The 7,506-nt window shown below is 33.8% G+C and carries 7 protein-coding genes; 6 read left to right on the forward strand and 1 reads right to left on the reverse strand.

Features of this window, described 5'->3' with window-relative positions; translation table 11 throughout:
- Positions 1 to 44: 44 nt before the first annotated feature.
- The 6 genes from rlmB (at position 45) to AB671_RS03095 (ending at position 6,646) form a co-directional block, all read left to right on the forward strand.
- Positions 45 to 785, forward strand: coding sequence for a 23S rRNA (guanosine(2251)-2'-O)-methyltransferase RlmB (rlmB, locus tag AB671_RS03070; protein ID WP_066681467.1), 741 nt, complete (start codon positions 45 to 47; stop codon positions 783 to 785).
- A 22-nt stretch (positions 786 to 807) separates the two neighbouring features.
- Positions 808 to 1,854, forward strand: coding sequence for a DUF6263 family protein (locus AB671_RS03075; RefSeq protein ID WP_066681419.1), 1,047 nt, complete (start codon positions 808 to 810; stop codon positions 1,852 to 1,854).
- An 87-nt stretch (positions 1,855 to 1,941) separates the two neighbouring features.
- The gene (locus tag AB671_RS03080; protein ID WP_066681418.1) at positions 1,942 to 2,169 is read left to right on the forward strand and encodes a hypothetical protein; all 228 of its coding nucleotides are present in this window, start codon (positions 1,942 to 1,944) and stop codon (positions 2,167 to 2,169) included.
- Positions 2,170 to 2,221: 52 nt separating this feature from the next.
- On the forward strand, positions 2,222 to 4,756 hold the full coding sequence (locus AB671_RS03085) for a YfhO family protein (RefSeq protein ID WP_066681417.1): 2,535 nt from the start codon (positions 2,222 to 2,224) through the stop codon (positions 4,754 to 4,756).
- Between the two features lie 33 nt (positions 4,757 to 4,789).
- Positions 4,790 to 5,281: a hypothetical protein gene (locus AB671_RS03090; protein WP_066681416.1), complete on the forward strand. Its 492-nt coding sequence runs from the start codon at positions 4,790 to 4,792 to the stop codon at positions 5,279 to 5,281.
- A 75-nt stretch (positions 5,282 to 5,356) separates the two neighbouring features.
- Positions 5,357 to 6,646 carry a glycosyl transferase family 1 gene (locus AB671_RS03095; protein ID WP_066681415.1) on the forward strand — a complete coding sequence of 430 codons (1,290 nt, stop codon included), beginning with the start codon at positions 5,357 to 5,359 and terminating at the stop codon, positions 6,644 to 6,646.
- Positions 6,647 to 6,695: 49 nt separating this feature from the next.
- Here AB671_RS03095 and AB671_RS03100 read toward each other — a convergent pair whose 3' ends face one another.
- Positions 6,696 to 7,331: a hypothetical protein gene (locus tag AB671_RS03100; protein WP_066681409.1), complete on the reverse strand. Its 636-nt coding sequence runs from the start codon at positions 7,329 to 7,331 to the stop codon at positions 6,696 to 6,698.
- Positions 7,332 to 7,506 lie beyond the last annotated feature (175 nt).

Below are 7,506 nucleotides of genomic sequence, written 5' to 3' on the forward strand. Positions count from 1 at the left end.
AGTTGACAATTGACCATTCACCATATAATTTTTATGACAAATCAATGAAAGACGATTTTATTTTTGGGCTTCGTCCCGTATTGGAAGCTATTGAAGCTGGAAAAACTATTGACAAAATTTTTGTGCAAAATGCATTGCAGGGTGAGATTTACGCTGAACTGAAAGCTATTTTAGCAAAAAATAAAATACGTCCCAACTACGTTCCGGTAGAGAAACTTAACCGTTTTACAAGGAAAAACCACCAAGGTGTAGTGGCTTTTATTTCTGATGTTCCGTTTCACAGAATAGAAAATATTGTTCCTGAATTATTTGAAGAAGGCAAAACGCCATTCATTTTAATTTTAGACAGATTAACTGATGTAAGAAACTTCGGAGCAATTTGCAGAACTGCAGAATGTGTAGGAATTGATGCGATTGTAATTCCTGAAAAAGGAGGAGCACCCGTAAATTCTGATGCGATAAAAACTTCAGCCGGAGCGATGTACAACATTAAAATTTGTAAAGAACCGAATTTGGCTCACGTTGTAGATTTCCTACAGCAAAGTGGAATTGCAGTATTTTCTGCAACTGAAAAGGCACAAAAATTGATATACGACGTTGATTTTACTGCGCCTTGCGCCATTGTAATGGGGAATGAAGAGACCGGAATTTCTAAAGAAGTTCTGCATCATTCAGACGAAAAAATAAAACTTCCGATAGAAGGAAAAACACAATCTTTGAACGTTTCTGTAGCTTGTGGAGCGATTTTATATGAAGCAATGAGACAGAAAATCACAAAAATTTAATTCACCTTTTTAAAATTATTTAATGAAAAACATAGCAGCATTAGCGCTAATCTCAATAGCACTTGTTTCATGTAAAAAGGAAACAGCAACCGTAACAAAAATAGATCCTAAAACAGGAAAAACAATCACCGTAGAAGTTCCTGCAGATTCTGTAAAAGAAGTAAAAGCAGATGCTGCAATCAAAGATTCTGTGGGCGTTTTTAAACAGACTTTTAAACTTGAAAAAGGAAAAACTTATCCTTTGACAACGTACCAAAGAGATACAAAAACGATGACTGATCCGCAAGGTAAAACCATGACCGGAACCAGTGAATCTACTGACGAAATGAGTTTCACAGTGAATGATATCAAAGGGAATGTTTATGATCTTACCATCAACCTGATTGGAAAGAGAAACTCTCAATCCGCTCAAGGAAAAACTGTTATTGTAGATACCAAACTTCCTCTTCCTAAAGAAGATGATCTGAAAATGATCTGGAATGTGAACAAAGCACTTACCGGAAACAAGCTGAATATGAAGATGGATACGAAAGGAAACGTAATTTCTATCACCGGATTTGAAGCTGTTTACACAAAAATTTCTGATGCGCTTAAAAACATCGTTAAAGATGCTAACCAAAGAGCTAGTGTTGTAGCAAGCCTTAAAGAAAGCTTTAACGAAAAAGTTTTGAAAGATCAGTTTGAAAAAAACCTTTCTGTAATTCCTAAAAAAGGAGCAAAAATCGGTGAAAAATGGAGCACTTCTGAAAGCGCAGATGAAGCAGGAAAAATCAAAGTAACATCAAACTACACACTGAAAAGTGCAGGAAACGGCATTGTAGAAATTTCAATCACTGGCGGAATTCCTAAAAAAGAAGAGAAAAAATCTCAAGGTCCGATGACTCACAGCATGAGCAGTGAATTGTCTCAAAACGGAACTATTAAGTTTGATCAAAATACAGGGTGGATTAACAACCAAAACATCAGTGTAAAAACTACGCAGGTAGAATCTATTTCAGACGGGAAGCAAACTCAGTCGATGAAAAGTGTTTCTAACTCTTCTGTAATGGTAAACCCTTCATCTAAATAAGTTTTAGGGTTTGAGTGTCTGAAAGTTTTAGAACTGAAATTTTAAAACTTGAAATCTTGAACTTTGAATTATTAAATAAAAAGTAATATGTCTTTTATCAAAGGAATTTTTGAGATCGTTCTCGCAACTATTGTTATTTTTTTTGTCTGGAATATTTTGAAGAGAATTTTCTTCAAAAAGTTTTATAATTTCATGGGCTTCAAACCCAATAACAGTCAGCAGCAGGAAACCAAAAACTCAAAAACGAATATTGAGCAAAAAGTAAAGTGGGACGCAGAAACTGTGGACTATGAAGAGGTGAAAGAGAAAAGATAATATTATTTTGACTCTCTAAAACACCTAAATTAAAATCTACTTAATAACCGAGATGGCAAAAAACAAAAACTTAATATATATTGCAGTTTCATTAATTGCATTTTTAGTTTTAGCATTTTTATATTCTACTCCTGTTTTTACGGGGAAACAGCTTTTTCAGCATGATATTGTACAGTATCGAGGCGGCGCAAAAGAGTTGATTGATTATCGAAACAATTATGATAAAGAAACTTATTGGAGCGACTCTATGTTTGGCGGAATGCCAACTTACCAAATGGGAAGCCGCTTTGAAGGAGATATTATCAAAAAAGTTGACAGCTATCTGAATATTTTGCCAAGACCGGTTAATTATCTGTTTTTACTGTTCTCAGGATTTTTCCTTTTAGGAATGGTTGCCGTCCGAAACTGGAAATACGCACTTCTCGGAGCTACTTTTTTTGGGCTCTCTACTTATTTTTACATCATTATTGCAGCCGGACACAACGGAAAAGTAAACACCATAGAATATTTCGCACCGCTTTTAGCCGGAATTTTATTGGTTTATATCAGAAAAAAATACGTCCTCGGATTTATTGTCACTACCCTTTTCTTCGGATTACAGATTGCTGCAAACCATCCGCAAATGACGTATTATCTGTTCTTAGGTTTAGGATTTTTATTTATTTCTGAACTTGTAAGAGCGATAACAAAGAAGGTTCCGATGAAACATTTTTTAATTTCATCAGGAATTATAGCTTCCGCTTTAGCAATCGGAGTTGGGATGAATTCCCAGCGAATCATGGCTAATTCTGAGTACATCAAAGAAACGGTAAGAGGAAAACAAATTCTGAATACCGAAACCCATACTGCCGGAAATACGGGAATGGACAAAGAAAGTATCTTGATGTGGAGTTACGGGCAGCTGGAAACTTTAAATCTATTTATTCCAAGATTGATGGGAGGCGGAAGCCAGGAACCTGAAGGAAAAGAGATGATGGAAAAAGTGCAGCAGCTTGTTCAGGATAATGTAAGTTCACAAGCCGAGTACGACCGAATTTCTAAAGGATTTGGAAGTTTAACGTATTGGGGAGATCAACCGGGAACTTCCGGACCAGCTTATCAAGGTGCCATTGTTTGTTTCTTAGCACTTTTGGGATTCTTTTTTGCCTCAAAAAAATACCGTTATTGGATTTTAGGTGCGACAATTCTCACCATATTATTGGCTTGGGGAAGCAACTTCATGCCGCTTTCAGATTTCTTTATAGAATATGTTCCGTTCTACAGCAAATTCAGAGCACCTTCTTCTATTTTGGTTGTTGTGGAATTGTTATTCCCGTTAATTGCAATTATCGGATTATACAGATTTTTCAATAGTGAGACTTTAGAAGAAGACTACAAAAAGAAAATCCTTACGTATGTTGGAGGTGGAACTTTAGGTTTAACTTTAATTCTAATTTTTTTCGGAAAATCAATTTTAGGTTTTGCCACGGATAACGAAAAAGTATATTTACCACCTTTCCTACTCGATTATTTGGTTGATGAACGTTTCAGCATGTTCAGAACAGATGCTATCAAAGCATTATTATATGTTGGAATTACGGTAGCCGTTTTATTCTTTGCTTTAAAACAAAAACTAAATCAAAACATCGCTTTGGTTATCATTGGATTGGTGAGTTTATTTGATCTTTGGACGGTTAATAAACGTTATTTAAATGACGATAATTATGTAGATAAGATCTTTGCTGAAAACCCTTTCCAAACTGAAGGATCAGATTATTTAGCTGAAAAAGTAGGCGACAATGCCAACTTACAGTCTATTTTGGCAAGTATTCCTGTGAATAAAACTTTGGAAACAATTGCTGAGAAAGATAAAAAACATTACAGAATTTACAATCAGGTTTTAGGAACAACCAGCGAAACTAATACTTCTTATTTCAAAGCTTCAATCGGAGGTTATCATGCGGTGAGATTGAGACGCTATGATGATTTACTTAATGAATATATTTCTAAAGTTGACAGCGTAAAAACCCCGAAAATTTTAAATTTACTGAATACAAAATACATGATTTTTGGAAATCCGGGAGAGCCACAAGTTGTTCCGAATCCTAAAGCCAATGGAAATGCATGGTTTGTAAGTGATCTGAAATTTGTAAATACTCCAGACGAAGAAATTAAATATATTGGGGAGATCGACAGTAAGAAAACTGCTGTTATTAATGCTTCTGACAAATCATATTTCGATAACAGACCAGTTCAGGCAGATTCTACGGCAACGATCAATCTGACAAAATATGAAGCTAATGAATTAGAGTTTAAATCTCAGTCTAAAACTCCACAACTGGCAGTTTTCTCTGAAATTTTTTACCCTCATGGCTGGAAAGTTTTTGTAGACGAAAAAGAAGTTCCTTACATCAAAGCCGATTATTTATTGCGTGCAGTACACGTTCCGGCAGGAAACCATCATATCAAAATGGTTTTTGAGCCGCAAGTTATCGAAACCGGAAAATGGATTTCTCTTCTTTGCTTCGGATTATTCATTGCATTGAGTGCTTTCGGAATTTTCTGGTTGAATAAAAAGAAAAAAATTATTGTTGAAAAAACTGTATAAAATAATTTAAAGAATTATAACATTACAGAAAATATGGGTCAGAAAATTTTTTATATCATAACTCCGATTCAAATCAATTTACCAATAGAAGTTGTACACTTTAAAGAAAAAGATGTTTATATTATTCCCTTGTTAATTGATGAGTTTGATTTTAAAAGATTAATAGAGTTTTCAGATGATTCAAAAAATATTGATGAATTTTTCAAGAATTATATAATTCATAATAAATATGAATATCCAACTGAAAAAGTATTTGATTATTTTTCACATAACAAAATTATCACTTTTGCAATAATTGGATACCGTGAATTTTTAGACATATCTCAACTTTCAAATAGTACAATTCTTTTTATTAACAGTGAGAAAATCTCTTTGAACGAAGAAAACATTGAAGAGCAGTGCCATAAAAAATTAAATACGACTTTTACGTTTAATGAATTAATTAACAATAATGAAAAGTATTGGTCTTATTATACTGCAGAAAAATATTATTTTAACCAATTGGAGAAACACCTCCAAAAATAGTTAATAGAATTATTTAAGTTTAATAGATTCTTCATTACGCTCCACTTCATTCAGAATGTCAGGTTGCAAAATTATATGGAACAAAAGAAAATATTGATCATCACCTATTATTGGCCACCTGCAGGAGGACCAGGAGTTCAGCGTTGGTTAAAATTCGCAAAATATCTTCCAGAATTTGGCTGGAAACCGATTATTTATACACCTGAAAACCCAAGTTATCCTTTGTTGGATGAAAGCTTAATGAAAGATGTTCCGGAAGATTTGAAAATCGTAAGAACAAAAATCTGGGAGCCTTATCAATTGGCGGAAAAGCTTAATAAAAGTAACAAAAAATTCAAAGCGGGGCAATTTGATGTGGGCAGCAACCAAAGCTGGAAATCTAAACTTTCGATTTGGGTGAGAGGAAATTTTTTCATTCCCGATGCACGCGTTTTTTGGGTTAATCCTTCAACTCAGTTTCTTGAGCAATATTTGAAGATCAACAATATTGAGACCATTGTTACTTCTGGTCCGCCCCATTCGATGCATTTGATAGGTTTAAATTTAAAAAAGAAATTCCCTGATTTAAAATGGATTGCCGATTTCCGTGATCCGTGGACTGAAATTTCGTATTATAAACATCTAAAACTGACCAACAGATCAGATAAAAAACACCGCCAATTGGAATCTGAAGTGTTCAAAACTGCGGATATCACTTTGGCAACAAGTTATACCGATGCAGAAAACTTCCGTAAAAATGGAGCGAATGCGTTTTGTATCACCAATGGGTTTGATGAAACTGATGCTTCGACTTCGCTCAGCATGACAGAGAAGGCTTCAAAATTTACTTTAAGCTATATCGGTGTTTTAGAACAATTAAGAAATCCTGAAAACCTTTGGAAAGCACTCGATAATTTAGTGAAAACCAATTCAGATTTTGCGGAAAACTTTAACCTAAAATTTGTTGGGAGAATTGATGATAAAATTTTAGAAGTTATTGAGAAATCAAGCTTAAAAGATCATATTCAGAATCTTGGTTACGTTTCGCACGATAAAGCGGTTGATGAAATGGCGAAATCTTCCCTTTTGTTGATCACTAATTTTCCAAATGACTCTTCAAAAGGCATTATTCCTGGAAAAATATTTGAATATTTAGCGACGGGCAAACAAATTATTTCTTTCGGACCCAATGAAGCTGATGTTGCAAAAATTTTAGATGAAACAAAAGCCGGAAAACATTTTGGATACAATGATTCCAAACAAATTGAAGATTTTATTTTAGAAAAATTCGAACTGTGGAAAAATGGAAACCTTTTAGAAAACACTCAAAATATTGAGCAGTTTTCTAGGAAAAATTTAACGAAACAGTTGGTACAAATTCTGTAAACTACCCCGTCTTCAACTTCATTGAATCCACCTTCATAAAAGGGGAATTTTAAATCGTCCATTCGTCGTTGATGATAGCGATTACGTAATATTTCCCTTCAAATTCTTCAAACACAAATCGGAGTGCGTTCCAATCCATTCCGCTATATTTTTCAGATCCGGGAATATAATTTTCTGTAAAATTGGTATTTGGATATATTTCTTTTAAATTATTAAGAGAATTACCTGTGCCTAAAAATGTATCAAATGCATAGTCAGATTTTGTGAAATCTTTTTTAAATACCCAATTTTTGAGATATTGCTCAAGAGTTGCTTTATAAATCTCACCCGACCCATCTCTGGAGCCCCAAGTAAAGATAGTTTTTGTATGCAGATATTTTTCAAAATCTATTTTTGAGAAATGCTTATCCTCATTTCGGTTAACAAAAGCATACATCGAAAATCGCACCCCTTTTTCAGGATGAATATAATTGGCAAAAACATCATAATAACCTACTTTCAGTGCTTGTAAAAGCTCATCATTAGTCTTTTTCAGCGCTACTTCTTTTGAAAACGCTTCAGGTTTTGTATCGGTTCTTTCATTTGATCTTTTCAGATTATCTGTAGAAACTGCCGGACTTTTATCTTGTTTTTTCTCACACGATAACGCTGCTAAAAGTAAGATTGCTAAAAAAGATTTTCTCATTATAAAATTTTCGTGAAAAGTTCAAAAGCGATGCCAGTTTTGAGTTTGAGATTTTTAGTGTTCAATTGAATGAATAGAGTTTAAATATTATAAGTATAGTTTTTGACTTATTACTAAAAGCCTCTTGCTTCAAGCTTTTTTGTATTTTTGTTATATGGAAATTTTAGATATTCTG

Source organism: Chryseobacterium sp. BGARF1 (genome assembly GCF_001677955.1).
GTDB lineage: Bacteria > Bacteroidota > Bacteroidia > Flavobacteriales > Weeksellaceae > Chryseobacterium.

What these genes read in the sequence shown, in the direction of transcription:
- rlmB (WP_066681467.1), top strand. Translation starts at nt 45, where the DNA reads ATGAAAGACGATTTTATTTTTGGGCTTCGTCCCGTATTGGAAGCTATT.
- AB671_RS03075 (WP_066681419.1), top strand. Translation starts at nt 808, where the DNA reads ATGAAAAACATAGCAGCATTAGCGCTAATCTCAATAGCACTTGTTTCA.
- AB671_RS03080 (WP_066681418.1), top strand. Translation starts at nt 1,942, where the DNA reads ATGTCTTTTATCAAAGGAATTTTTGAGATCGTTCTCGCAACTATTGTT.
- AB671_RS03085 (WP_066681417.1), top strand. Translation starts at nt 2,222, where the DNA reads ATGGCAAAAAACAAAAACTTAATATATATTGCAGTTTCATTAATTGCA.
- AB671_RS03090 (WP_066681416.1), top strand. Translation starts at nt 4,790, where the DNA reads ATGGGTCAGAAAATTTTTTATATCATAACTCCGATTCAAATCAATTTA.
- AB671_RS03095 (WP_066681415.1), top strand. Translation starts at nt 5,357, where the DNA reads ATGGAACAAAAGAAAATATTGATCATCACCTATTATTGGCCACCTGCA.
- AB671_RS03100 (WP_066681409.1), bottom strand. Translation starts at nt 7,331, where the DNA reads ATGAGAAAATCTTTTTTAGCAATCTTACTTTTAGCAGCGTTATCGTGT.